The 25,488-nt window shown below is 62.7% G+C and carries 25 protein-coding genes; 12 read left to right on the top strand and 13 right to left on the bottom strand.

Annotated elements, in window-relative coordinates:
* The first annotated feature begins 30 nt into the window (after positions 1-30).
* From rodA to ACE4QZ_RS24595, 8 genes are all read left to right on the top strand, one after another.
* The gene (rodA, locus tag ACE4QZ_RS24630; protein WP_003249727.1) at positions 31-1,134 is read left to right on the top strand and encodes a rod shape-determining protein RodA; all 1,104 of its coding nucleotides are present in this window, start codon (positions 31-33) and stop codon (positions 1,132-1,134) included.
* A gap of 17 nt (positions 1,135-1,151) precedes the next feature.
* The gene (gene mltB, locus ACE4QZ_RS24625) at positions 1,152-2,162 is read left to right on the top strand and encodes a lytic murein transglycosylase B (protein WP_021784396.1); all 1,011 of its coding nucleotides are present in this window, start codon (positions 1,152-1,154) and stop codon (positions 2,160-2,162) included.
* Positions 2,162-3,163, top strand: a complete 1,002-nt coding sequence (locus ACE4QZ_RS24620; protein WP_021784395.1) for a septal ring lytic transglycosylase RlpA family protein — start codon at positions 2,162-2,164, stop codon at positions 3,161-3,163. The genes mltB and ACE4QZ_RS24620 overlap by 1 nt, the downstream gene beginning before the upstream one ends.
* 220 nt (positions 3,164-3,383) lie before the next feature.
* A complete protein-coding gene (locus ACE4QZ_RS24615; RefSeq protein WP_021784394.1) occupies positions 3,384-4,544 on the top strand; it encodes a D-alanyl-D-alanine carboxypeptidase family protein in 1,161 nt (386 codons plus the stop codon).
* A gap of 73 nt (positions 4,545-4,617) precedes the next feature.
* Positions 4,618-4,893: a DUF493 domain-containing protein gene (locus ACE4QZ_RS24610; RefSeq protein ID WP_003249736.1), complete on the top strand. Its 276-nt coding sequence runs from the start codon at positions 4,618-4,620 to the stop codon at positions 4,891-4,893.
* A complete protein-coding gene (gene lipB / locus ACE4QZ_RS24605; protein WP_021784393.1) occupies positions 4,893-5,540 on the top strand; it encodes a lipoyl(octanoyl) transferase LipB in 648 nt (215 codons plus the stop codon). Before ACE4QZ_RS24610 ends, lipB begins: the two co-directional genes overlap by 1 nt.
* Before the next feature lie 2 nt (positions 5,541-5,542).
* The gene (lipA, locus tag ACE4QZ_RS24600; protein ID WP_003249742.1) at positions 5,543-6,559 is read left to right on the top strand and encodes a lipoyl synthase; all 1,017 of its coding nucleotides are present in this window, start codon (positions 5,543-5,545) and stop codon (positions 6,557-6,559) included.
* Between the two features lie 96 nt (positions 6,560-6,655).
* Positions 6,656-7,594 (top strand): LD-carboxypeptidase, encoded by a 939-nt coding sequence (locus tag ACE4QZ_RS24595; RefSeq protein WP_021784392.1) that lies wholly within the window; start codon positions 6,656-6,658, stop codon positions 7,592-7,594.
* 33 nt (positions 7,595-7,627) lie between these two features.
* Here the strand turns inward: ACE4QZ_RS24595 and ACE4QZ_RS24590 are convergent, their stop codons facing one another.
* The 5 genes from ACE4QZ_RS24590 to leuS form a co-directional block, all read right to left on the bottom strand.
* A complete protein-coding gene (locus ACE4QZ_RS24590; protein WP_021784391.1) occupies positions 7,628-8,944 on the bottom strand; it encodes a lytic murein transglycosylase in 1,317 nt (438 codons plus the stop codon).
* 60 nt (positions 8,945-9,004) lie between these two features.
* On the bottom strand, positions 9,005-9,169 hold the full coding sequence (arfA, locus tag ACE4QZ_RS24585) for an alternative ribosome rescue factor ArfA (RefSeq protein WP_003257578.1): 165 nt from the start codon (positions 9,167-9,169) through the stop codon (positions 9,005-9,007).
* A gap of 116 nt (positions 9,170-9,285) precedes the next feature.
* Complete coding sequence (gene holA, locus ACE4QZ_RS24580; RefSeq protein WP_021784390.1) at positions 9,286-10,323, bottom strand: DNA polymerase III subunit delta; 1,038 nt, start codon at positions 10,321-10,323, stop codon at positions 9,286-9,288.
* 39 nt (positions 10,324-10,362) lie between these two features.
* Entirely contained in the window at positions 10,363-10,968 is a 606-nt protein-coding gene (lptE, locus tag ACE4QZ_RS24575) for an LPS assembly lipoprotein LptE (RefSeq protein ID WP_021784389.1), read from the bottom strand.
* 61 nt (positions 10,969-11,029) lie between these two features.
* On the bottom strand, positions 11,030-13,636 hold the full coding sequence (leuS, locus tag ACE4QZ_RS24570) for a leucine--tRNA ligase (RefSeq protein WP_021784388.1): 2,607 nt from the start codon (positions 13,634-13,636) through the stop codon (positions 11,030-11,032).
* A 226-nt stretch (positions 13,637-13,862) separates the two neighbouring features.
* On the opposite strand from leuS, the gene ACE4QZ_RS24565 reads away from it, so the two are divergent.
* Together ACE4QZ_RS24565 and ACE4QZ_RS24560 are read left to right on the top strand one after the other, a co-directional pair.
* Positions 13,863-14,177 carry a hypothetical protein gene (locus ACE4QZ_RS24565; RefSeq protein WP_021784387.1) on the top strand — a complete coding sequence of 105 codons (315 nt, stop codon included), beginning with the start codon at positions 13,863-13,865 and terminating at the stop codon, positions 14,175-14,177.
* 134 nt (positions 14,178-14,311) lie between these two features.
* Entirely contained in the window at positions 14,312-15,073 is a 762-nt protein-coding gene (locus ACE4QZ_RS24560) for a YdcF family protein (protein WP_021784386.1), read from the top strand.
* Between the two features lie 146 nt (positions 15,074-15,219).
* On the opposite strand, the gene lnt is transcribed toward ACE4QZ_RS24560, so the two are convergent.
* Genes lnt through ACE4QZ_RS24540 form a run of 4 tightly spaced genes read right to left on the bottom strand, consistent with a single transcriptional unit; the run spans position 15,220 to position 19,075 of the window.
* Positions 15,220-16,737: an apolipoprotein N-acyltransferase gene (gene lnt / locus ACE4QZ_RS24555; protein ID WP_021784385.1), complete on the bottom strand. Its 1,518-nt coding sequence runs from the start codon at positions 16,735-16,737 to the stop codon at positions 15,220-15,222.
* An 8-nt stretch (positions 16,738-16,745) separates the two neighbouring features.
* Positions 16,746-17,585, bottom strand: coding sequence for an HlyC/CorC family transporter (locus ACE4QZ_RS24550; protein WP_003249762.1), 840 nt, complete (start codon positions 17,583-17,585; stop codon positions 16,746-16,748).
* Between the two features lie 25 nt (positions 17,586-17,610).
* The gene (ybeY, locus tag ACE4QZ_RS24545) at positions 17,611-18,084 is read right to left on the bottom strand and encodes an rRNA maturation RNase YbeY (RefSeq protein WP_021784384.1); all 474 of its coding nucleotides are present in this window, start codon (positions 18,082-18,084) and stop codon (positions 17,611-17,613) included.
* Positions 18,077-19,075: a PhoH family protein gene (locus tag ACE4QZ_RS24540; protein ID WP_021784383.1), complete on the bottom strand. Its 999-nt coding sequence runs from the start codon at positions 19,073-19,075 to the stop codon at positions 18,077-18,079. The genes ybeY and ACE4QZ_RS24540 overlap by 8 nt, the downstream gene beginning before the upstream one ends.
* Positions 19,076-19,307: 232 nt before the next feature.
* Here ACE4QZ_RS24540 and ACE4QZ_RS24535 point away from each other — a divergent pair, with 232 nt between their 5' ends.
* Complete coding sequence (locus ACE4QZ_RS24535; protein ID WP_003249769.1) at positions 19,308-19,634, top strand: DUF1820 family protein; 327 nt, start codon at positions 19,308-19,310, stop codon at positions 19,632-19,634.
* Positions 19,635-19,637: 3 nt separating this feature from the next.
* On the opposite strand, the gene ACE4QZ_RS24530 is transcribed toward ACE4QZ_RS24535, so the two are convergent.
* The 4 genes from ACE4QZ_RS24530 to ACE4QZ_RS24515 form a co-directional block, all read right to left on the bottom strand.
* Complete coding sequence (locus ACE4QZ_RS24530; RefSeq protein WP_021784382.1) at positions 19,638-20,183, bottom strand: tetratricopeptide repeat protein; 546 nt, start codon at positions 20,181-20,183, stop codon at positions 19,638-19,640.
* A gap of 200 nt (positions 20,184-20,383) precedes the next feature.
* Positions 20,384-21,667 carry a glutamate-1-semialdehyde 2,1-aminomutase gene (gene hemL, locus ACE4QZ_RS24525; protein WP_012053798.1) on the bottom strand — a complete coding sequence of 428 codons (1,284 nt, stop codon included), beginning with the start codon at positions 21,665-21,667 and terminating at the stop codon, positions 20,384-20,386.
* Between the two features lie 16 nt (positions 21,668-21,683).
* Entirely contained in the window at positions 21,684-22,307 is a 624-nt protein-coding gene (thiE, locus tag ACE4QZ_RS24520) for a thiamine phosphate synthase (protein WP_014592524.1), read from the bottom strand.
* 13 nt (positions 22,308-22,320) lie between these two features.
* Positions 22,321-23,118 (bottom strand): hydroxymethylpyrimidine/phosphomethylpyrimidine kinase, encoded by a 798-nt coding sequence (locus ACE4QZ_RS24515; protein ID WP_010955404.1) that lies wholly within the window; start codon positions 23,116-23,118, stop codon positions 22,321-22,323.
* Positions 23,119-23,383: 265 nt separating this feature from the next.
* On the opposite strand from ACE4QZ_RS24515, the gene ACE4QZ_RS24510 reads away from it, so the two are divergent.
* Positions 23,384-25,372: a sensor histidine kinase gene (locus ACE4QZ_RS24510; RefSeq protein WP_021784381.1), complete on the top strand. Its 1,989-nt coding sequence runs from the start codon at positions 23,384-23,386 to the stop codon at positions 25,370-25,372.
* Positions 25,373-25,488 lie beyond the last annotated feature (116 nt).

The following is a 25,488-nucleotide window of genomic DNA, read 5'->3' as shown; positions in this document are numbered from 1 at the left end:
TTCGATCGCATGCTCTCCAGCGAGGATGTGATGCGTCGGCGTGCCAGCTTTTTGCAGCGCATCCATATCGACGGCCCCTTGCTGATCATTCTGCTGACCCTTGCGGCCGGTAGCCTGTTCGTACTGTATTCGGCCAGTGGCAAGAACTGGGACCTGCTGCTCAAGCAAGCCACCTCGTTTGGCATCGGCCTGGTGTCGATGTTCGTCATTGCCCAGCTGGAGCCGCGCTTCATGGCGCGTTGGGTGCCGCTGGCCTACCTGGCCGGGGTGTTGTTGCTGGTGGTGGTGGACGTGATGGGCCACAACGCCATGGGTGCCACACGCTGGATCAACATCCCCGGCGTGATCCGCTTCCAGCCCTCGGAATTCATGAAGATCATCATGCCGGCGACCATCGCCTGGTACCTGTCCAAGCGCACCCTGCCGCCACATTTGAAGCACGTGGCGATCAGCCTGGTGCTGATCGGCGTGCCGTTCATGCTGATCGTGCGTCAGCCCGACCTGGGGACCGCGCTGCTGATCCTGGCCTCCGGTGCCTTCGTGCTGTTCATGGGCGGCTTGCGCTGGCGCTGGATCCTCAGCGTGCTGGCGGCAGCCGTACCCGTCGCGGTGGCAATGTGGTTCTTCGTCATGCACGACTACCAGAAGCAGCGGGTATTGACCTTTCTCGACCCTGAAAGCGACCCGTTGGGGACCGGTTGGAACATCATCCAGTCCAAGGCGGCGATCGGCTCGGGCGGGGTATTTGGCAAAGGCTGGTTGCTTGGCACACAGTCGCATCTGGACTTTCTGCCGGAAAGCCACACCGACTTCATCATCGCCGTGCTCGGCGAGGAGTTCGGCCTGGTTGGCATCTGTCTGCTGCTGATTGTCTACCTGCTGCTGATCGGCCGTGGCCTGGTGATCACGGCCCAGGCGCAGACCCTCTTCGGCAAGCTGCTTGCGGGCAGCCTGACCATGACCTTTTTTGTATACGTGTTCGTCAATATCGGAATGGTGAGCGGCCTTCTGCCCGTGGTGGGCGTGCCGCTGCCTTTCATCAGCTATGGCGGAACATCGTTGGTGACGCTGCTGTCAGCGTTTGGCGTTTTGATGTCGATCCATACGCACCGCAAGTGGATCGCGCAGGTTTGAATAAGGTGAACAATTTCATGCAAGCAGTGCGTAACTGGGCTGCCCGTTGTGCGCCTTGGATTGGTGCGGTGGGCCTGTTCGGCGCTGTACAGTTGGCCCATGCCGGCGAATACGAAGGCTCGCCGCAGGTAGCTGCGTTTGTTGGCGAAATGAGCCGCGACTATGGTTTTGCGCCGGAGCAACTGATGGGCGTGTTTCGTGAGGTACAGCGCAAGCAGTCGATCCTCGACGCCATCTCGCGACCGGCCGAGCGGGTCAAACCGTGGAAGGACTACCGGCCGATGTTCATCACCGATGCGCGTATCGCTCGCGGTGTGGATTTCTGGCGCCAGCACGAGGCCGTATTGACGCGGGCCGAGCAGGATTACGGCGTACCTGCGCAGTACATTGTCGCGATCATTGGCGTGGAAACCTTTTTTGGCCGCAATACCGGCAACTACCGGGTGATCGACGCCCTGTCGACGCTGGGCTTCGACTACCCGCCACGTGCCGAGTTCTTCCGCAAGGAGCTGCGTGAGTTCTTGCTGCTGGCCCGCGAGGAGCAACTCGACCCCTTGACGCTCAAGGGCTCGTACGCCGGCGCCATGGGCCTGCCGCAGTTCATGCCGAGCAGCTTCCGCAACTACGCGGTGGACTTCGACGGGGACGGCCATATCAATATCTGGAACAATCCTGACGATGCCATCGGCAGCGTGGCCAGCTACTTCAAGCGCCACGGTTGGGTGGCCGGGGAGGGCGTGGTCAGTCGCGCCAGGGTGGAAGGTGAGCGCGCCGACGAAGGCCTGACCACCGGCATCGAACCGGTGAAAACGGTCGGGGAGTTGCGTACGCTTGGCTGGTCGGTTCATGATTCCCTGCGCGATGATCTGCCGGTTACCGCCTTCCGTCTCGAGGGCGAGAGCGGCCCTGAATACTGGATGGGCCTGAAAAACTTCTACGCGATCACTCGCTACAACCGCAGCGTGATGTATGCCATGGCGGTACATCAGCTTGCGGAACAGCTGGTTCAAGTACGGGGCGTCAAGTAATGCGCGCAATCATCTCTGGCAATTCTTTCAAGCTGCTCACCTGCCTCGCCGTCGGCGTGGTGCTGGCCAGCTGCTCCTCCAATCGCCCGACCCAGCAAAGCAGCGGCAGCGTCGTACGTAGCCAGCCCGGCTTGGACATCAACCGGGCACACAAGGACGGCGCGCCGTGGTGGGACGTGGATGTGAACAAGATCCCTGATGCCACGCCGACCGTGCACACCGGTAACTACAAGGCCAACCCGTACACTGTGCTTGGCAAGACCTACTATCCGATGCAGGACTCGCGCAACTATCGCGCCGAGGGTACGGCGTCGTGGTATGGCACCAAGTTCCACGGGCAGAACACTGCCAACGGTGAGCTGTACGACCTGTATGGCATGAGCGCGGCGCACAAGACCCTGCCACTGCCGGCCTATGTGCGGGTGACCAACCTGGCGAACGGCCGCAGCGTGATCCTTCGGGTGAACGACCGTGGCCCGTTCTATTCCGACCGTATCATCGACTTGTCCTATGCTGCGGCGAAAAAGCTCGGCTATGCCGAGATCGGCACCGCGCACGTGCGCGTCGAGGGCATCGACCCGAAGCAGTGGTGGGCTGAGCGTGGCCAAACGCCGCCGATGGTACTGAAGGAGCCGCAAGTGGCGCAGACCCAGGCAATACCGGCCAGCACCGGGCGTGTCGAGCAATGGACTCCGCCACCACAGCAGCACGCAGCGCCAGTGGTACCGGTGCAGGTGGGTGGCAATAACGTGCCTGGCGGCAACGCTGGCAGTTTCTTGCAGGTAGGCGCGTTTGCCAACCCGGACGCTGCCGAGTTGCTGCGCGCCAAGCTCAGTACCATGGTCAATGCCCCCGTGTTCATCAGCTCGATCGTGCGTAACCAGCAGACCCTGCACCGCGTGCGCCTGGGGCCTATCGGCAGCCAGGGCGAGGTCCAGCAAGCGCAAGACAGCATTCGCCTGGCGAACTTGGGGCAGGCCAAGCTGGTCACAGCAGACTGACTGTGGGAGCGGGCGCGCCCGCGAAGACGGCAACACCAAACTGTCGGTTTTGTCATGAATTGCCGGGCTCGGCCATGTACAATGACAGCTTTTGCCCGCAGCGACATAAAGCCGCACTGTCGCGGGCCAGGCCAACGGCCATAAAACTAGACTGACTGGCGCTGGGCGCATGATCTTGCCCAGGGAACATCTCAGACCATTAGCGATTTTCGAGAGACGGATGAACATCACCAACCTTGCCAAACGACTTTGCCTGCCTGTACTGCTGCTGATCACGCCTGCCGCCTTCGCGGCGGAGCAGATGACGCCGGCGCCACCACAACTGGCCGCCAAGTCCTACGTACTCATGGACGCGTCCAGCGGCAACGTGCTGGTCGAGAACAACGGTGACGAGCGTCTGCCGCCAGCCAGCCTGACCAAGCTGATGACCGCCTACATCGCGACCCTGGATATCCGCCGCGGCCAGATCGGTGAAAGTGACCCGGTTACCGTCAGCGAAAACGCATGGCGTACCGGCGGTTCGCGCATGTTCATCAAGGTTGGTAGCCAGGTATCGGTCAGCGACCTGCTGCACGGCATCATCATCCAGTCCGGTAACGACGCCTCGGTCGCCTTGGCCGAGCATATCGCCGGCAGCGAAGACGCCTTCGCCGACATGATGAACAAGACGGCTGCCGACCTGGGCATGACCAACAGCCACTTCATGAACCCGACCGGCCTGCCGAACCCCGAGCACTACTCGTCGGCGCACGACATGGCGACCCTGGCCCGTGCGATCATCAACGTCGACCCGGCTCACTACGCCATCTACTCGCAGAAAGAGTTCTTCTGGAACAACATCAAGCAGCCTAACCGCAACCTGCTGCTGTGGCGTGACAAGACCGTCGATGGCCTGAAAACCGGTCACACCGACGAAGCCGGCTACTGCATGGTGGCTTCGGCCGTTCGCGATGGCCAGCGCCTGATCGCCGTGGTCTTCGGTACCAACAGCGAACAATCGCGTGCTGCCGAAACCCAGAAGCTGCTGACCTACGGTTTCCGCTTCTTCGAAACCCAGACCTTCTATCAGAAGGGCACCGAGCTGACCCAGGCACCGGTCTGGAAGGGCGCTACCAGCCAAGTCAAGGCTGGCCTGGCTGACGACCTGACCATGACTATGCCTAAAGGCCAATTGAAGCGCCTGCAGGCTTCGATGACCATGAACCCGCAGCTCACCGCACCGATCGCCAAAGGTGACGTGATCGGCAAAGTGGAAGTCAAACTGGACGAGAAAGTGGTTCACAGCGCCGACCTGATCGCCCTTGATGGCGTCGAGGAAGGTGGTTTCTTCCGCCGTATGTGGGATAGCATCCGTCTATTCTTCTACGGGTTGTTCAACTGATACGTGACCTGCATGCCCCCGCGCATACCGCGGGGGTGTTGTTGTTGCCACGGCTTACGAGGCCGTTTCCGCCATGAGCGAACCAGACGTCAAGTCGCACAAGATCGAATTCCCTTGCGACGATTACCCGATCAAGGTCATCGGTGACACCGTTGTCGGTTTCAAGGACACGGTCATCGAGATTCTCAGCAAGCACGCCAAAGTCGACCTTTCTACCCTGGCCGAGCGCCAGAGCAAGGAAGGCAAGTACACCACCGTGCAATTGCACATCGTTGCCGAAAGCGAGAACCAGCTGCACGATATCAACAGCGCCCTGCGCGCTACCGGCATCGTGAAAATGGTGCTCTGATGCCCGCCTGTCTCGGTTTTCGCGATCTTGGCCTGCAGCCCTACGAACCGGTGCTTGAGGCCATGCGTCGTTTTACCGAGCAGCGTAGCCCGGACAGCCAGGATGAAATCTGGCTGGTCGAGCACCCTTCGGTCTTCACCCAGGGGCAGGCCGGCAAGGCCGAGCACCTGCTGGTGCCGGGCGACATCCCGGTGGTGCAGACCGACCGCGGCGGCCAGGTCACCTACCATGGCCCCGGTCAGCTGGTGGCCTACCTGCTGCTGGATGTCCGCCGGCTGGGCTTTGGCGTGCGTGAGCTGGTCAGCCGTATCGAGCAGGCCCTCATCGACCTGCTCGCCAGCTATGCTGTTCAGGCGTCTGCCAAGCCCCATGCCCCGGGTGTCTATGTCGACGGAGCGAAAATTGCCTCCCTCGGCCTGCGAATTCGCAACGGCCGTTCGTTTCACGGCCTTGCCCTGAACGTGGACATGGACCTTGCGCCATTCCGCCGAATCAACCCCTGCGGCTATGCGGGGCTGGCGATGACCCAGCTGCGCGATCTGGCAGGCCCGATCGAACTCGACGAGGTCAGGACAAGGCTGCGCGGACAGCTGGTCAAGCACCTCGACTACGCTGAGCAGACGACCCTCACGGGCGGAATCGACTGAATATGACAACTGTGCAAGAAGCCGTGCCGAACCTGATACCTACCCAGGATGCCACCCCGCGCCCAGCGCCGAAGAAGGTGGAAGCTGGGGTCAAGCTGCGTGGCGCCGACAAGGTCGCGCGCATCCCGGTGAAGATCATCCCTACCGACGAGCTGCCAAAGAAGCCCGACTGGATCCGCGTGCGTATCCCGGTGTCGCCCGAGGTAGACCGCATCAAGCAACTGCTGCGCAAGCACAAACTGCACAGCGTGTGCGAAGAGGCCTCCTGCCCGAACCTGGGCGAATGCTTCTCGGGTGGTACCGCCACCTTCATGATCATGGGTGACATCTGCACCCGTCGTTGCCCGTTCTGCGACGTTGGCCACGGCCGACCGAAGCCGCTGGATCTGGACGAGCCGAAAAACCTGGCGGTTGCCATTGCCGACCTGCGCCTGAAGTACGTGGTGATCACCTCGGTGGACCGCGACGACCTGCGTGATGGTGGTGCCCAGCACTTTGCTGACTGCATCCGGGAAATCCGCGCGCTGTCGCCAGGCGTGCAGTTGGAGACCTTGGTGCCGGACTACCGTGGCCGTATGGACGTTGCCCTGGAAATCACCGCGCAAGAGCCGCCGGATGTGTTCAACCACAACCTCGAGACCGTACCGCGCCTGTACAAGGCCGCGCGCCCGGGTTCGGACTATGACTGGTCGCTGGACCTGCTGCAGAAGTTCAAGCAGTTGGTGCCGCACGTACCGACCAAGTCGGGCCTGATGCTCGGCCTGGGTGAAACCGACGAGGAAGTGATCGAAGTGATGCACCGCATGCGCGAGCATGACATCGACATGCTTACCCTCGGCCAGTACCTGCAGCCGTCGCGCAGCCACTTGCCGGTGCAGCGTTTCGTTCACCCGGACACCTTTGCCTGGTTTGCCGAGGAAGGTTACAAGATGGGCTTCAAGAACGTTGCTTCTGGCCCGCTGGTGCGTTCTTCGTACCACGCCGACCAGCAGGCTCACGAAGCCAAAATCAAGCTCTGAGCTATGCTCTAGCCAAGAGCAGAGCCACATATGCCGATGCACGCCCAAGGGCGGCATCGGCATTTTTGTTTGTGTCCCATGCTGCAAGGAGCCGCGATGTATTGCGCCAAAACCTTCCAACCCACTCTGCCAGCCGCGCTGCCGGCCAACGCATGCTTTGCCATTGTCGCCCCGGCGGGCGCGGCGCGGCTTGATGCGCACAAGGTCAGCCAGTGGTTCGTTGACCGCGGCTACCGTTGCTGTATTTACCCGGGTGCCCTGCAGGCACAGGGTTACCTGGCGGGGCCGGACCAGCAGCGTTTGCAGGACCTGCACGCAGCCTTTGCCGATCCGGCCATTGACGCCATTCTGTGCATGCGTGGGGGCTACGGCAGCATGCGCCTGCTTGACCAGCTCGACTTCGAACTGATCCGGCGCAACCCCAAGCCGCTGATCGGCTACAGCGACATCACTGCACTGCATACGGCGATCTACCGGCATGCCGGACTGGTGACCTTCCATGGGGGCATGCTCAATGCCGACCTGCTGGGGGCCAAGTTGCCACCGACCGAGTCGTCGTTGCTGGCGCAGCTGGGTGGGCTTGTGAAGGCAGGCGAGCAGGTCGTGCACCCGCAGGGTTTCGCATTGGACAGCGTGTTACCGGGGGTAGCCTGCGGGCCGCTGCTGGGTGGCAACCTGTCGATGCTGGGTGCGACCATCGGAACGCTTGCCGAGCTGGATACCCAGGGCTGCATCCTGTTCATCGAGGACGTCAACGAGCCGCTGTACAGGGTGGATCGGCTGCTGACCCAGTTACGCCTGGCAGGCAAGCTGGAGGGGATCAAAGGCGTGCTGGTGGGCGACTTTGCCGGGATTACCACAGCGGCGCTGACGCCGTTGCTGGAGGATATGTTTGCGCCGCTTGGGGTGCCGGTGCTGGCGGGCTGGCGCAGCGGGCATTGTGACCCGAATGTATGCTTGCCCCTGGGGGCTCGGGTGAGGCTCGACAGTGGTCAGCAAACACTGGTGCTGGAGCAGGATCTGTTCAGGGCATGAAATTGCCGGGGCCGCGCAGCGGCCCCGAAATGCTTACTGCTGGCGCAGGTTCTCAAGCAGCTTATGGGTCGGGTACCCATCCGCCGGCCATCCAAGCCCTTGCTGGGCATTGCGGATCGCCTTGCGGGTATTGGCCCCGATAATGCCATCGGCATTACCTGCATCATGCCCGCGGCTGTTCAACAAGTGCTGCAGCTCCATGCGCTCGCTGCGACTGAGCGGCATATCGTCTTTCGGCCAGCTGCCGGCAATGAAGCCCCAGCCGCTGAAGCGATCCCCGAGCAGGCTCACCGCCAAGGCATAGGACGACGAGTTGTTGTACTTGAGGATGGCGCGGAAGTTGTCCAGCACCAGGAACGCCGGGCCGCGTGCACCGGCCGGCAGCAGCAGGGCGGCAGACAGCTGGTTGCTACCTGCCGGCAGGCGAGTGCCTGCTGGCAGTTTCACGCCCATCGCCAGCCATTCACTCACCGGTTTGCGCTGTGCGCCATCGGCCTGCCAGAAGTCGAAACCAGCTGGCACCTGTACCTCGAAGCCCCACGGTTGGCCGCGTTTCCAGCCCGAACTCTGCAGGTAGTGCGCTGTTGAGGCCAGGGCGTCTGGTGTGCTGTTCCAGATGTCGCGTCGGCCATCGCCGTCGAAGTCCACGGCATGGGTGTTGTAGGTGGTCGGGATGAACTGGGTCTGGCCCATGGCGCCGGCCCACGAGCCCCGCATGGCTTCAGGCTGGATGTCACCATGCTGGATGATCTGCAGCGCGGCAATCAGCTGGTCCTGGGCAAACTGTGGGCGGCGGCCCTCATAGGCCAAAGTGGCTAGCGAGCGGATCACCGACTTGCTGCCCTGGAACTGGCCGAAGTTGCTTTCCATGCCCCACACCGCGACCAGCACCTGGCGGTCCACGCCATATTGTTGCTCGAGGCGAGTCAGCAACTCAGCGTTCTGCACCAGCAGCTTCTTGCCGTTGCGCACGCGCAGGGGCGACAGGGCGCCTTCGAGGTACTCCCACACCGGGCGGGTGAACTCCGGCTGGCTGCGATCTGCCTTGATCACGTCCAGGTCAGGGGTGACACCGAGGAAGGCGCGGTCGAAGGTGCTCGGCGAAATGCCGGCTTGCAGGGCCTGCTCGCGGAAGCCCGCTTGCCATTGGGCGAAGGTTTGCAGAGGCTGGATTTCAGTGCTGACGTCGGGCATTGCGCCGGGCACGGTCACCACTGGATTGGGTTGGGCAGGGGCCAGCGGCAGCGCGTCGGCGGCGGTGGGCTTTTCCGCACAGGCCACGAGCAGGATGAAGCTGGAGGCCGCGATCAGCTGGCGGGTTTCCCAGCGGGGGATAATACGGAAGAGCATGCACAGATCCAGAGTTGCAGGTCAGGTGACGACCATATCATGCCTGCGCTTGCGATGCTTTCATGCAGCCAAAAAGTAGGAAGCCTCCCAATCTCTCGATTGGAAGGCTTCGCGGCGGTAGCTGCCTTTGCCCTTGTTCGGTTGTTCCTGGCGGCAGCGGAACAGTGGCTGGGCGATGATGGACTTGGCCTTGTTGGGGCCGTGCTTTTTCGGCTTTTTGCTCATGGCGGTATCCCGGGTTGGGTGGGTTTCGGGGCGCACTGTAGGGCTTGGGCTGCCGGGGAGCCAATTGATTGTGTTTATGGTCGAGAACCTGGGCCTTGCAGCCCTGTGGTGGGGGGTTACTCGGGAGGAAGAGTCAGGCGCTGGCCGGCCATCAGCAGCGACAGCCGCGCCAGGCCAATCCAGGGCGAACCTTCTGCCTGCCCTTTGATCTGCGCATCGATACGCTGGGCATCCTGCAGCAATTGCGCCCAGCGCTGCGCCGAGAGGCGCTGCAGGGCCTTGCTGACCAGCGGTCGGCGTTTGTCCCAGATGGGCGGGCGGGCCTGGCTGAACGCTTTGTCCAATGGCACGCCTTGGCTGAACTGCTGGGCCAGCCCCGCCAGTTGGCGCAGCTCACGGGCCAAGGCCCAGAGGATGACGGGCGGCTCCACACCTTCACCGCGCAAGCCTTCGAGCATGCGCAGGGCATGCGCAGCCTCGCCGTTGAGAATGGCGTCGACCAGGCCGAAGACATCGAAGCGGGCGCTGTCGGCGACGGCAGCCTGCACGGTTTCCACGGTGATCTGGCTGCCTTCGGCCAGCAACTTGAGCTTTTCGATTTCCTGCGCAGCTGCCAGCAGGTTGCCTTCCACGCGCGCGGCAATCAGGTCGATGGCATCACGCTGGGCTGACAGGCCGGCCTGTTGCAGGCGCTGGTTGATCCACTGAGGAAGCTGATGCACATCCACCGGCCAGATCTGGATGAACTGGCAATGGGCGCCTTCGATCAATGCCTTGCCCCACTTGGTCTTCTGCGCACTGCTGTCGAGCTTGGGCAGGCTGATCAGCAGCAGCGTGTCTTCGGCGGGGTTGGCGCAGTATTCCATCAGTGCAGCGGCACCCTTGTCACCGGGCTTGCCCGAGGGCAGGCGCAGTTCCAGCAGGCGGCGCTGGGCGAACAGCGACAGGCTTGCGCCGGCCTGGAGCAGGGTGCCCCAGTCGAAGTTGGCGTCGGCACTGAATACCTGGCGTTCATCGAAGCCTTGCTGACGCGCGGTATTGCGGATGGCGTCGGCGGCTTCCTGGCACAGCAGCGGGTCGTCGCCGCTGACCACGTAGACCGGTGCCAGGGCGCCTTGCAGGTGCTTGTTGAGTTGGGCGGGGGCGAGCTTCATGGGGAGCAGGCGGGGCGCCCGAGGGCGCCCCTCACGGGCTTAGTTGCCCGGCACTTCCAATGGCGATTGCTGAGGCGTCTCGGCCTGCTGGCGGCGTGCAGCCTCCAGCGCGGCAGCTTCGGCTTTGGCGCGCTCGTCGGCTTCACGCTGCAGCTCGTCCAGCTGGGCTGGGGACAGCATTTGCAGGCGTACGACCATGGCGTTGACCAGGTCGCGGCGCATTTCTTCGCGTGCGCGGTCGGCTTCCTGCTCGGAGCCGGTGATGTTCGAGCCGTCACGCAGGTAGATCTTGCGCACCTCCAGCTTGTCGCTCATCAGCTCCAGGTTGTTCAGGCCCAGGATGCTGTAGTCCAGCTTGGTGGTCAGCTCGTACTCGGCGGTACGGTTGCCACCGCTGTAGGTAGCCGAGCGCTCACGCTCCTGTTCGTTGGTCAGCACCAGGCGATACGGTGCGCCGGCATGCACGTTGACGCCGCTACGTTCCAGTACTTCACGCAGCTGGACCACGGTCGGGCCATAGGCATTGCGCGCGCTGACGTCCATTTCCTTCACGCTCAGCTCGGTGGAGCCGGTGCCGCGCAGCTGGAAACCGCAGGCGCTGAGCATGACCGCCAGGCCGATTACCAGCAAATTGCGTTTAATCATGTTGTTGCTCCCTTTGGGGCCTGTTCCGCCCACCCGCAGCCAATGCGGGTGGGCGTTTTCATCAGTTGGCGACGATGTTGACCAGCTTGCCCGGTACCACGATGACCTTGCGGATGGTCAGGCCATCGATGAAGCGCAGGACATTCTCGTTGCTGCGGGCAGCGGCTTCGACTTCTTCGCGGCTGGCAGCGGCAGGCATCTCGACCTGGCCGCGCAGTTTGCCGTTGACCTGAACCACCAAGGTAATGGTGTCCTGGACCAGCGCCTGTTCGTCGACGCTTGGCCAGGCGGCATCGATCACCGAGCCTGCATGGCCCAGTTGCTGCCACAGCTCATGAGAGATGTGCGGAGTGATCGGTGCCAGCAGCAGGGTGACGGCTTCCAGGCCTTCCTGAAGCAGGGCGCGGTCCTGTTCGGTGGCTTGCGGGGCCTTTTCCAGTACGTTCATCACGGTCATCACCTGGGCGATGGCGGTATTGAACTTGTGGAACTGGCCCACGTCGATGCTGGCCTGTTTGATGGCAGCGTGAATGGCGCGGCGGATGACTTTTTGTGCGTCGTCCAGGGCGGTAACATCCAGCTTGCCTGGCAGGCCTTGGCTGACGTGAGCCTGAGCCAGGCGCCAGACACGACGCAGGAAGCGGCTGGCACCTTCGACGCCGGAGTCGGACCATTCCAGGCTCATGTCGGGCGGCGAGGCGAACATCATGAACAGGCGGCAGGTGTCGGCGCCGTAGGCTTCGATCATGGACTGCGGGTCGACGCCGTTGTTCTTCGATTTCGACATTTTCTCGGTGCCGCCGATTTCCACCGGCAGGCCGTCGGTCTTCAGGCGAGCGCCAATGATCTTGGCTTTGGCATCACGCTCGATCTCGACATCGGCCGGGTTGAACCAGTCCTTGCCGCCGTTGCTGGCAACGCGGTAGTAGGTCTCTGCGACCACCATGCCCTGGGTCAGCAGGTTCTTGAATGGCTCGTTCGAGGTGACCAGGCCTTCGTCACGCATCAGCTTGTGGAAGAAACGCGCGTACAGCAGGTGCAGGATCGCGTGTTCGATACCACCGATGTACTGATCTACCGGCAGCCAGTGGTTGGCGGCTTTGGGGTCGACCAGGCCTTTGTCGTAGTTTGGCGAGGCGTAGCGGGCGAAGTACCAGGACGACTCGACGAAGGTGTCCATGGTGTCGGTTTCGCGCTTGGCCGCAGCACCGCATTTCGGGCAGCTGCATTCGTAGAATTCAGGCATGCGCGCCAGTGGCGAACCGGCGCCGTCCGGCACCACGTTCTCCGGCAGGGTGACCGGCAGCTGGTCTTCCGGCACCGGTACGTCGCCGCAGGACGGGCAGTGGATGATCGGGATCGGGCAGCCCCAGTAGCGCTGGCGGCTGATACCCCAGTCGCGCAGGCGGAACTGGGTACGCGATTTGCCCAGTTCCTTGCGGATCAGGGCCGCTTCGATGGCATCGAAGGCGCCAGCAAAGTCCAGGCCGTCGAACTCTGCGGAGTTGATCAGCTGGCCGTGCTCGCCATAGGCGGCCTGCCACTCGCTGCCGACTTCGTCGCCAGCGCTGGTGCGCACCACGGCTTTGACCGGCAGGTTGTACTTGTGGGCGAATTCGAAGTCGCGCTCGTCGTGGGCCGGCACGGCCATTACCGCGCCATCACCGTAGTGCATCAGCACATAGTTGGCGACCCATACTGGCAGCTTCTCGCCAGTGAGCGGGTGCTCGACCAGCAGGGAAGTGGCCATGCCCTTCTTCTCCTGGGTGGCCATGTCGGCTTCGGCAACGCTGCCGCTCTTGCACTCATCGATGAACGCCTGCAGCGCCGGGTTGCCCTGCGCGGCCTGGGTGGCCAGCGGGTGCTCGGCGGCGACGGCGACGTAGGTGGCGCCCATCAGCGTGTCCGGACGGGTGGTGAAGACCTTGAGGGTGCCTTCGTGGCCGATGCTGGCCTGGTCGTACGGGAACTGTACTTCCATGCCGCGCGATTTGCCGATCCAGTTGCGCTGCATGGTCTTGACCTGCTCAGGCCAGCCCGGCAGCTCGTCGAGGCTCTCCAGCAGCTCGTCGGCGTAATCGGTGATGCGGAAGTAGTACATCGGGATTTCGCGCTTCTCGATCAGCGCGCCCGAACGCCAGCCACGGCCGTCGATGACTTGTTCGTTGGCCAGAACGGTCTGGTCCGCCGGGTCCCAGTTCACGGTACCGTTCTTGCGGTAGATGATGCCTTTCTCGAACAGGCGGGTGAACAGCCACTGCTCCCAACGGTAGTAGTCGGGTTTGCAGGTGGTGACTTCACGTGCCCAGTCGATGGCCAGGCCCAGGCTCTTGAGCTGGGTCTTCATGTAGTCGATGTTTTCGTACGTCCACTTGGCCGGGGCGACGTTGTTTTTCATCGCCGCGTTTTCCGCGGGCATGCCGAAAGCGTCCCAGCCCATCGGTTGCAGGACGTTCTTGCCCAGCATGCGCTGGTAACGGGCAATCACGTCACCGATGGTGTAGTTGCGCACGTGGCCCATGTGTAGCTTGCCGCTCGGGTACGGGAACATCGATAGGCAATAGTAGGTGTCTTTGCCTGGCTGTTCGGTCACAGCGAACGATTGTTGCTCGTCCCAGAACTTCTGGGCGGCGGCTTCGATATCACGGGGCGTGTATTGTTCGTGCATGGCTACTTTTGGCTGAGAGAGAAGAGACCTTGTTCCAGGCAGCGGAACCTCGCTGCGTCCGGCACTCCGGTGTCGTTTAGAGTGAACGCCGTAGCATACAGCAGCGCCGAGCATCGTGGGAAACCTTCGTTGCGAATGCCCGCTGGTCGCGGCACACGGCTGCTTTTTGCAGCGACGCTAAGCTCAGGTGTGGGGGGGATATTCTTACCTTCAATGAGGTGAACGGATGGGAGAGACGCAGCTACCCGCAATCAGACCGGAGCTTTACGAGCGCCTTATCGACCGGCTTGGCCTGGCACTGGAAACGGCCAGGACCTCGGTTCGATTGCGCGACGAGATGCCAGCTGAGCTTGAGTTGCGTGGCCTGAGCCACGCGGAGTTTGAAGTGATCAAGGCGTACCTGGACTCCCTCCCGGAGCGCCACAATGCCGCTGTCGGCAGTTACCCACAAGCGGAGCCGACGTCGGCCAAGATCATCTGGCTCAAGGACAAGAAACGCCCCGCCAGCAAGGCGAGACCCAGGACGCTGCCGCATCGCTAGCCGTTCAGGACGCCAGGTGCAGGCCATCGCGCGCCGGTTCTTCACTATCACACAACTCACGATCGACGCCGGTACGCACTTGTTGACCGGCGTCGATCCTTCTAGGCTGCACACCTGCCAAGGAGGTGTGGCCGATGCCGATCCGATTCTTCATCAAACAATGGCTGATGCCGCCGGGCCTGCTGTTCTTGCTGCTGCTTGCGGCCTGGTGGCTGCGCACGCGGCGGCCACGGTTGGCGGCGCTTTGCTTTGCCGTAGGATTGGGTGGCCTGTGGCTGATGAGCCTGCCGCTGGTGGTGCAGGAAACCGCCCGTGTACTGGAAAGTGAGCCGCCGCTGGCCGTGAGCGACTGGGCCCGCCTGGCGAGCCAGGCGGATGCCATTGTGGTGCTGGGCGCCGGGCGCGAGCGCGGGGATCCGGCCTGGGGCGGCGCAGACCAGCCCACGGCCACGGCGCTGGAGCGTATGCGCTTTGCGGCGCGTCTGGCCAAGGCCTCGGGCCTGCCAGTGCTGACCAGTGGCGGGTTGCATTTCGGGACGCCGCCCAGCGAGGCGAGGCTAATGGCTGATCGCCTGCGTGAAGATTTCGCTGTCGAGGTGAAATGGCGCGAAGAGGCCAGCCGCACGACCTGGGAAAATGCCCAGCTGACGGCCAAGGTGCTGCAGCCTTTGGGAATTCGTCGGGTGGTGCTGGTGACCCAGGCCTGGCACATGCAGCGTTCACGCTGGAGTTTTGAACAGGCGGGGTTCGAGGTGGTGCCGGCGCCGGTGGGGTTCCTGGGGCGCGATCATGCGCGGCCGTTTGGCGGGCTGCTGCCAGAGAGCCGGGCGATGTGGCAGAGCGGGCAACTGCTTAATGAAGTGGTGGGGTTGGTGGGGTACCGGGTGTTTTACTGATTCACCGGCTTACATAATCCCCTGTAGGAGCGGGCTTGCCCGCGAAAGGGCCTGCCCTGCCGGCCAATCTCCACCCGCCGTTCACCGTTGCCGCCACTACCGTATTCGCGGGTAAACCCGCTCCTACAGTGGCCGCGTATCGCCAATCAGACGGTTTTTGCAATACGCCCTGCCAGCAACGCCCAGCCCAGCAACAGCGTGCAGACAATCGCCAATGGCCATGAGCGCCATTGCAGGTAAGGTGTCAGCTGCTGCATCGGCACCACTTCGCCATACAGCACCGCCTGCTGGAACTGTGGAACCTGCGTGGTAATGCGGCCAAAGGGGTCGATCAGCGCGGTCACGCCGTTGTTGGTGGCGCGGATCATCCAGCGGCCGGCTTCCAGCGCGCGCATCTGCGCCATCTGCAGGTGCTGCAAGGGGCCGATGGATTTGCCGAACCAGGTGTCGTTGCTGATGGTCAGCAGCAGGTCGCTACGCGCAGCCAGGCCGGCGGCGAACTCGGGGTAGACCACCTCGTAGCAGATGTAAGGTGCAATCTGATAGCCCTTGGCCTGCAGCAGCGGCTGGTCTTCCGGGCCGCGGGCGAAGTCCGACATGGGCAGGTTGAAGAACTCGATGGCCCCACGCAGCACGTCTTGCAGCGGTACATACTCGCCAAACGGCACCAGCTTCTGCTTGAGGTAAGTACCATCGCCTTCGCCCGTGACGGTGATGCCGTTGTAGTAGCGGCGCTGGTGGTGCACTTCTTCACGCACCGGCACCCCCGTGATCAGCGCCGAATGCCGCTCGGCGGCGAAGCGGCCCATCACGTCGATGTAGCCCTGGGCCTGGTCCTTGAGCACCGGAACAGCAGTTTCCGGCCACACCAGCAGGTCCACCGGCCTGGAGCTGAAGCTCAGGTCGCGGTATAGCGCCAGTTGCGCATCGATGTGCGCGGGGTCCCATTTAAGGTCCTGCTCGACGTTGCCCTGGATCGCCGCCACTTTCAGCGGCTCGCCTGCCGGAATGGTCCAGGCATGGCCCTTGAGCGCCAGGCCCAGCACCCAGGGGGCCAGCAACAGCACACTGGCCACGGCCAGGAACGAGGGGCGGGTGCGCAGGCGGTGCAGGTTGCACAGCAGGGCGGCGGTGAGGGCGAGAGTGAAGGAAATCAGCCATACGCCGCCCAGCGGTGCAAGGCCGGCCAATGGGCCATCCAGTTGGCTATAACCAGCGTAGAGCCAGGGGAAACCGGTCAGGAACCAGCCGCGGAAGGCCTCTTGCAGGAGCCAGAGGGCGGCGAAACACAGGGCGTCGGCCAGTGGTGCTTCGTTGCGTCGTAGCCAGCGCGCCCACAGCCAGGTGGGCAGGGCGAAGAACCAGGCCAGTGCGGCGAAGAACACCAACAACAACACGATTGCCAGCAGCGGCGAGGCGCCGCCGTAGGTGTTCATGCTGACGTAGATCCACCAGGTGCCGGCGCCATACAGGCCAAACCCGAACCACCAGCCACGCCACATGGCCTGGCGCGGGCTGAGCTCGCGCAGGCCAAGGTAGAGCACCGCGATGGACAACACCGCCAACGGCCAGAAGTCGAACGGCGCCAGGGCCAGGAGGGTGGAAGCACCGGCCGACAGGGCCAGCAGGTTACCGGGCCAGCCGGGGCGGGTGAACCAACGCATGTTTGTCCTTAACGGGTGATCGGAGTCAGGCGCAGCAAGTGTATCCGCCGGCTGTCGGCATTGAGAATACGGAACTTGTAAGACCCGATCTCGGTGGTTTCGTTGCGCTTGGGCAGGTGGCCAAAGGCGCTCATCACCAGGCCGCCGACCGTGTCGAACTCGTCATCGGAGAACTCGCTGTCGAAGAACTCGTTGAAGTTCTCGATCGGAGTAAGCGCTTTGACCAGAAAATCACCGCTGGGCAGTGGCTTGATGTAGCTGTCTTCCTCGACGTCGTGCTCGTCTTCGATATCGCCGACGATTTGCTCCAGCACGTCCTCAATGGTGACCAGGCCCGCCACGCCGCCATATTCGTCGATGACGATGGCCATGTGGTTGTGGTTGGCGCGGAACTCGCGCAGCAACACGTTCAGGCGCTTGGACTCGGGTACGAAGGTGGCCGGGCGCAGCAAGTCCTTGATGTTGAAGCTGTCACCGTTCTCCTTGAGGATCAACGGCAGCAAGTCTTTGGCGAGCAGGATCCCGAGCACATCGTCGTGGCTTTCGCCGATTACCGGGTAACGCGAGTGCGCGGCGTCGATCACCGCCGGCAGGAACTCGCGGGGCGATTGGCCGGCCTTGATGCTGTTCATCTGCGAGCGCGGCACCATGATGTCGCGAACCTGCAGGTCGGCGACCTGAATGGCGCCTTCGACGATGGTCAGCGCTTCGCTGTCCAGCAGTTTGTTCTGATGGGCTTCGCGCAGCAGCTCAAGCAGCTCCTGGCGGTTTTTCGGCTCATGGGCAAAAGCCTGGGTCAGTTTACCCAGCCAGGACTTCTGCCCGTTGCTCGATCGATCTTCGCTCATGGCGGTTCTCGTGATCCTTCGTGTATCAGTGTGTGATTGGGTCGGTTTCATCATCGGCATAAGGGTCGGGGTGACCCAGTTCTGCCAGCAATTCTCGTTCCAGGCTTTCCATTTCCTCGGCCTCCTCATCCTCGATGTGGTCATAGCCGAGCAAGTGCAGGCAACCGTGGATGACCAGGTGCGCCCAGTGAGCTTCCAGCGATTTGCCTTGTTCGGCCGCTTCGCGCTCGACCACCGCTACACAGATCACCAGGTCGCCCAGCAGCGGGATATCGAGCAGGTCATCGGGCACATCGGCCGGGAACGACAACACATTGGTTGCGTAGTCCTTGTGCCGGTAGGTGTGGTTCAGCTCTCGGCCTTCGGTTTCGTCGACCAGGCGAATGGTCATTTCCGAGTCGGCGCTGCGCTGGCGCAGCGCCAATTCGCACCAGCGGCGAAAGGCGGCGTCATCTGGAGTGGCAGCATCCGTGGCCCGTTGGATATCAAGTTCAAGCATCTTTGCCAGGCGCCTCGGACTTGGGCTGGCGGGCTTCGAAGCGGTCGTAGGCTTCGACAATACGCTGTACCAGTGGGTGACGAACCACATCCTTGGGTTGGAAATGGGTAAAGCTGATCCCGGGAACGTCCTTCAGCACCTCGATGACGTGCGCCAGGCCCGACTTGGTGCCACGGGGCAGGTCGACCTGGGTGATGTCACCGGTAATCACCGCGGTAGAGCCGAAACCGATGCGGGTCAGGAACATCTTCATCTGCTCGAGCGTGGTGTTCTGGCTTTCGTCGAGGATGATGAAGCTGTTGTTCAGGGTGCGGCCACGCATGTAGGCCAGAGGGGCGATTTCGATCACCTGGCGTTCGATCAGCTTGGCCACGTGTTCGAAGCCGAGCATTTCGTACAGGGCGTCGTACAGCGGGCGCAGGTACGGGTCGATTTTCTGTGCCAGGTCGCCGGGCAGGAAGCCGAGTTTTTCACCCGCCTCGACCGCGGGGCGCACCAGCAGGATGCGGCGCACCTGTTCGCGTTCCAGCGCGTCCACAGCGCAGGCTACGGCCAGGTAGGTCTTGCCGGTACCGGCCGGGCCGATGCCGAAATTGATGTCGTTGGCCAGGATTTCCTTGACGTAGCGCTGCTGGTTGAGCCCGCGCGGGCGGATGTTGCCCTTGCGCGTGCGCAGCGACACGCTGACCTCGTTGACGGCCGGGTTGTCGATGTTTTCGACAGCCGACTCCTGCAGGTACAGGTGCACGGTTTCCGGTGACAGGTCGGTGGCCTTGGTCTCGCGATAGAGACGGCGCAGCAGCTGTTCGGCAGCAGAGGTGGTCCTGGGTTCGCCGATCAGTTCGAACTGATTGCCGCGGTTGCGGATCTCGATGGCCAGGCGTTGTTCGATCAGGCGCAGGTGCTCGTCGAACTGGCCGCACAAGTTGGCGAAACGGTGGGCCTCGAAGGGTTCGAGGATGAAACGATGGGGTTCTATGGGTGCGTTCAAGGTCGTTTTTAGCCGCTCGACGGCGATGGAGTTGAACTCAAGAATAACCCTTGAATGGCAGTGGCGAAAGCACTGAAACGTTCAACGGTATGTACGGGCTGTTCTGGCCACTTCGCGGGTGAGCCCGCTCCTGCAAGGCCGGTGGAGATCCTTTGGGTGCGGGCTCACCCGCGAAGACGGCAGAACAGGTATCATGCCCACCTTTTCTTACGCATGTGTTATCTGGCCGAACATGAGCAAACGCGAACCCGCCATCTATAAAGTGATCTTCCTGAACCAGGGCCAGGTCTTCGAGATGTACGCCAAGCAGATCTACCAGAGTGACCTTTGGGGTTTTCTGGAGATCGAGGAGTTCGTGTTCGGAGAGCGCTCGCAACTGGTAGTGGACCCGAGTGAAGAGAAGCTCAAGAGCCAGTTCGACGGAGTGGTCCGCAGTTTCGTGCCAATGCACTCGATTGTGCGTATCGATGAGGTGGAGCGCCTGGGCACGGCGAAGATCAGCGAGGCCAAGGGTGGCGGCAATGTGATGCCGTTCCCGATGCCAATGCCGGAAAAGTGACCTTCAGGGAAGTGGCGAGAACGGCGTGCGCCCTTCGGCGTTCTGCAGTTCCAGCAGGTACTTGCGGAAAATCTGGCCGAGCACCTGGGTGGCATGCTCCAGTTCGTCACGGGGCATTTGCTCGGTCACTTCGTCGGCCATGTCCAGCGCATCTTCGGCGCCATTGACCGCAGCCATCTTCAGCAGGATGTAGGCCTGCACGTTGTTGGCCTTGACCCCTTCGCCATGGAAGAACATGGCACCCAGGCGGTATTGGGCGTCGGCATGGCCTTGCAGCGAGGCCTTCTGGAACCAGTCCAGGGCTTTGTCCAGGTTTTTTGGCGTTTGCGTGTAGTAATAGTCGCCCAGTTCGAATTGCGCCTGGGCATCCCCCGCAGTCGCCGTCTGCTCGCAGGCCTTGAGGGCGTTTGCCAGGTCTTCAGGCTGAACATTCAAGGTGCAGCGGCCCGCCGCCGGAATCAGCAACGAGTTACCGCCCTCCGCCAGGGCCAGCAGGGGCTGAAGAAGCAACAGGCAGCCCAGGGTCAGGGCGCGGCCGGTGCGGTTCATGGGGATCGACTTACCTCTGCAAAGCTGCGGCCAATGTCTCTGGTGGCACATTATGGGATAAGCAGCGCCAACCTTACAAAGTTTTACTCGAATTTCTGCTTGGTTGGGGAAGTCAGCTGATTGTGCGTGCGTAATTATTGCCTGTACCGGCCTCTTCGCGGGGCAAGCCCGCTCCCACGGAGGCCGGCGCAGGCTGGCAATTACTTCAATGCAGCAAAGGCTTTTTCAGCAGCATCCAGGGTGATCTGCAGCTCCTTGTCGCCATGGGCGATGGAGGTGAAGCCCGCCTCGAACGCGCTCGGTGCCAGGTACACGCCACCGTCGAGCATCAGGTGGAAGAAGCGCTTGAAGCGCTCGGCATCGCTGGCCATCACGTCTTCGAAGGTGACGATGTCGTCGGCGCCGCTGAAGTAAAGGCCGAACATGGCACCGGCCTGGGTGGTGACGAATGGCACACCAGCGGCATCGGCGCGCTGCTGCAGGCCGTCGAGCATGCGGCTGGTGTAGTCGGTCAGCTCGGCGTGGAAGCCTGGGCGGCTGATCAGCTTGAGGGTAGTCAGGCCGGCGGCCATGGCCAGCGGATTGCCCGACAGGGTGCCGGCCTGGTAGACCGGGCCGAGCGGGGCGATGCAGCCCATGATTTCACGCTTGCCGCCGAAGCAGCCGACCGGCATGCCGCCACCGACGATCTTGCCGAAGGTCGACAGGTCCGGCGTGATGCCGTAATGGCCCTGGGCGCCGCCGAGCGAGACGCGGAAACCGGTCATCACTTCGTCGAAAATCAGCACCACGCCATGCTTGTCGCATTGCTCACGCAGGCCCTCGAGGAAGCCCGGTGCCGGTGGTACGCAGTTCATGTTGCCGGCCACGGGCTCCACGATGATGCAGGCCACGGTCTGGCCAACTTCGGCCAGGGTCTTCTCGACGGCGGCGATGTCGTTGAACGGCAGGGTCAGGGTGTGTTTGGCGAAATCCGCTGGTACGCCTGCCGAGCTTGGTACGCCTTGGGTCAGCAAGCCGGAGCCGGCTTTTACCAGCAGGCTGTCGGAGTGGCCGTGGTAGCAGCCTTCGAACTTGATGATGGCATCACGGCCAGTGTAGCCACGGGCCAGTCGGATGGCACTCATGGTGGCTTCAGTGCCCGAGCTGACCATGCGCACCATTTCCATCGACGGCACGATCGAGCAGACCAGGTCGGCCATCTCGGTTTCCATGGCGGTCGGCGCGCCGTAGGACAGGCCGTGCTCCAGCTGCTTGCGTACCGAGTCCAGCACGTCCGGGTGGCCGTGGCCGAGGATCATCGGGCCCCACGAGCCGACGTAGTCGACGTAGCGTTTGTCGTCCTCGTCAACGACATAGGCGCCTTCGGCATGCTTGAAGAACAGCGGCGTGCCGCCAACGCTCTTGAAAGCGCGGACTGGCGAGTTGACGCCGCCGGGGATGTGCTTCTGGGCTTGGGCGAACAGGGCTTCGGAACGGGACATGGGAGTATCTCTCGAATCAGGATGCGAACAAGGCGTTGAAGGCGCGGGCGCGGCGGGTGACTTCCTGCGCGCTGTCGGCACCGAACAAGCCGTGGATCACCGCCAGCAGGTCGGCACCGTGGGCGACCAGCGGGGCGGCGTTGTCGAGGGTGATGCCGCCGATTACCGCGATCGGCAGTTTCACCTGGGCGCGGGCCTGCTCAAGCAGGCCGACATTGGCAGCGGGCGCGCCCGGCTTGGTGACAGAATTGAAAAAGCGGCCAAAGGCCACGTAGCTGGCGCCTTCGCTGGCAGCCTGGGTGGCCAGTTCGAGGCTGGCGTGACAGGTGGAGCCGATGATTGCCTGACGGCCGAGCAGTGCGCGGGCCGGGGTCAGTGGGCCGTCGGTCTGGCCCAGGTGCACGCCGACACCCAGGCGTGCGGCCAGCTCGGCGTCGTCGTTGATCAGCAACTGGGTGCCGTAACGCTCGCAGAGCTTCATCAGCCCTTCCGCTTCACGCAGGCGGCGCGCTGCATCGTCGCTCTTGTCGCGGTACTGCAGCAGACACACGCCGCCTTCCAGGGCCGCCTCGACATGGGACAGGAAACGGCCGGCGAGCAGCTGGCTGTCGGTGATGGCATACAGACCGCGTAGCTTCATTGAAGGCCTCGTATCAGGAGCAGAAGTCCAGGGGCAGGCGGCGCGGCACGTACTGGCCTTTGCCCAGTTGCTCGGCGTCACGCAGGGTGCGCCAGGTGTAGTCCAGGGCGGTGCGCACGGCGCTTTCCAGCTGCTCGCCGAGTGCCAGGCGGCCAGCCAGGGCGCTGGCCAGGGTGCAGCCCGAGCCGTGGTAGCTGCCTGGCAGGCGCTGGCAAGTCCAGGTGAAGTGCTGGCCGTCCTGGGTGTACAGGCGGTTGTGGATTTCGTCTTCGTCGCCGTGACCGCCGGTAATCAGCAGGTGTCTACAGAACGGCAACAGTTTCTCGGCACATTCGTCAGCGGTGCCTTCGGGCAGTTCGGCGAGGATCCGTGCTTCCGGCAGGTTCGGCGTGGCGATGGTTGCCAGCGGCAGCAGGCGTTCGCGCAGGGCGTAGCCCACTTCGTCCTTGCCCAGGCGGCCACCGCCACCGGCACGCAGCACCGGGTCGCAGACCAGCGGCAGGTGGGGGTGGGCGGCCAGCAGTTCGGCGACGGTGTCGACCATCTCGATCGAGCCGAGCATGCCCAACTTGACGGCGGCCACCGTGGAGTCGGCCAGCACGGCGTTGGCCTGGGCCAGCACCCACTCGCGGTCGAGCACGCGGAAGTCGGAAACGTTGACGGTATCCTGCACGGTCAAGGCGGTCACTGCAGGTGCAGCGTGGCAGCCTTGGGCGATCAGGGCTTCGATATCTGCCTGCAAGCCGGCGCCGCCACTGGGGTCGTGGCCGGAGAGACAGAGGACAACGGGGCGGGAGCTGTAGGTATTCATGGTCGGCGAGCTTACCACCAAACCTGTTTGGGCGGATCGTCCGACAAACGAGTTTTACTGATCGATCGGTCAGGTTGTCGTTTGTTTTTCTATTGAAAGCATTGATTTAGAGCCTTTTCTTTGTGTTTTTGTATGGCCCATTGCCAGGTTGTGAAGCTATGCTAGAGTGCTCGGATAACTCTACAAACGGGTTCTGCAGGATCACGTCGTCTCAAACGGATGGGAGGCTACCGCGACGCGACCGGACAGGCCATGCTGGGGCTGTATGCGCTATTTGCTGATTGTGCTTCTGGGCTTGCTGCCCGTGCTGGCCGGAGCGGTCGATTTCGACGACGCTACCCGGCATCTTCCACTGGGCAAGGCCATGCAGGTTTATGAAGACCCCGATGGCAATGCCAGCATCGCTCAGGTCAGTGCCCCCGGGTTTGCCAAACACTTTCAGCCCCATCATGAAGATGTGCTGAACGCCGGTTACTCCACCTCGGTGTTCTGGCTCAAGGTCGAGCTGCGCCCCGTTGCCGCGCCCAGTGCAGCCCCGCGGCAATGGCTGCTGGAGCTGGCCTACCCGCCGCTGGACCACCTCGAACTGTATCTGCCTGACAGCAGCGGCATGTACCGACTGGCACAGCGCACCGGCGATGCCTTGCCCTACGACAGCCGGCAGATCCGGCAGAACAACTACTTGTTCGAACTGCAATTGCCCCCTGGCAAGGTGACTACCGCGTACCTGCGGCTGCACAGCCAAGGGTCGGTGCAAGCGCCGCTGGCGCTATGGTCCCCTGAAGCCTACCTGGAAGAGCAGCCAACACGCCTGTATGTGCTGGGGATGATCTACGGCGTGTTGCTGGTGATGCTGGCATACAACCTGTTCATCTACCTGAGCGTGCGCGACGTCAGCTACCTCTACTACATCCTTTACATCGCTTCGTTCGGCCTTTACCAGGTCTCGGTGAACGGCGCCGGTGTAGCCTATTTCTGGCCGGACAGCCCTTGGTGGGCGAATGCCTCCACGCCATTGTTCATTGGTGCAGCCGGCCTGTTCGGTTGCCAGTTCGCCCGGCACTTCCTGCAATTGGGCGGCATCAGCCGTGGTTTCGACCGCCTGTTGCAACTGCTGATGCTGGGTGGTGCGCTGGTCATGGTGCTGGCGGTGAGCATGCCCTACGGCATTGCTCTGCGCATGGCCACGCTGCTGGCACTGCTGTTCACCGTAAGCATCTTCAGCGCCGGCTTGTACGCCTGGTGGCGCGGCTTTCGAGTGGCGCGCTGGTTCATCATCGCCTGGACGGCGTTCCTGCTTGGCGGCCTGGTCAACACCTTGATGGTGTTGGGTTACCTGCCGAATGTGTTCATCACCATGTATGCCAGCCAGTTGGGTTCGGCGCTGGAGGTGGCCTTGCTGTCGCTGGCGCTGGCCGACCGCATCAACAGCCTGCGCGAGCAGCAGGCGCAGACCTTGCGCGACACTGGGCGTACGCTGGAGCAACTGAACCTGCAACTGGCCAGGAGCAATCGCCTGAAGGACGAGTTCCTGGCCAGCGTGACCCATGAGCTGCGTACCCCGATGAACGGGGTGATTGGCTCGCTCGAGCTGATGCACACCCTGCCGATGGATGTTGAAATGGCTCAGTACCATCACACGGCAGTGGGGTCTGCCCAAGGCATGATGGATATGGTCGACGCCATTCTTACCCTGTCCGAATTGCAGGCCGGCCGCCTGCGGGCGCAGTCGGCACCGTTCAGTCTGCGCAGCCTGTTGCAGGGCTTGCGCGCCGGTTATGCCGGGCAGGCTCTGGGCAAAGGCTTGTACCTGAGCCTGGATATTCCGGCCGACCTGCCGGACGAATTGCTCGGTGACGGGCAGAAACTGGCGCGCTGCCTGGGCTGCCTGGTGGACAACGGTTTGAAGTTCACCCATCAGGGCGGGGTGATGATCCAGGTGCGTGGTCGCCGGGTGGGGCCGGGTGATCTGGCCTTGACCTTTACCGTCAGCGACAGCGGTATCGGTTTCGATGATCTGGAGCAGTCGATCCTGTACCAGCGGTTCTTCCAGGTCGATGGTTCGATGACCCGACGGTATGGCGGTTTGGGGATTGGCTTGTCGATTTGCCGGCAGATGGGGGAGTTGTTGGGGGCCAGATTGGCACATGAATCGACGCGCGGGTTGGGTAGCCGCTTCGAGTTGAGTTTGGACATGGCGATTTCGCAGGCGCAGATGAGCCCGAACATGCTGCAGGCGCGGCGCTCGCTGTAGGAGCGGGTTCACCCGCGAAAGGGCCGGGTCTGCTGGCCGATATCCACCCGCCGTTCACCGTTGCCGCCACCACCGTATTCGCGGGTAAACCCGCTCCTACACGCGCGCGCCAGCAA

Source organism: Pseudomonas sp. DCA-1, from assembly GCF_046523955.1.
Classification (GTDB): Bacteria; Pseudomonadota; Gammaproteobacteria; order Pseudomonadales; family Pseudomonadaceae; genus Aquipseudomonas; species Aquipseudomonas putida_Y.
This window is presented reverse-complemented; position numbering and strand designations above follow the sequence as displayed.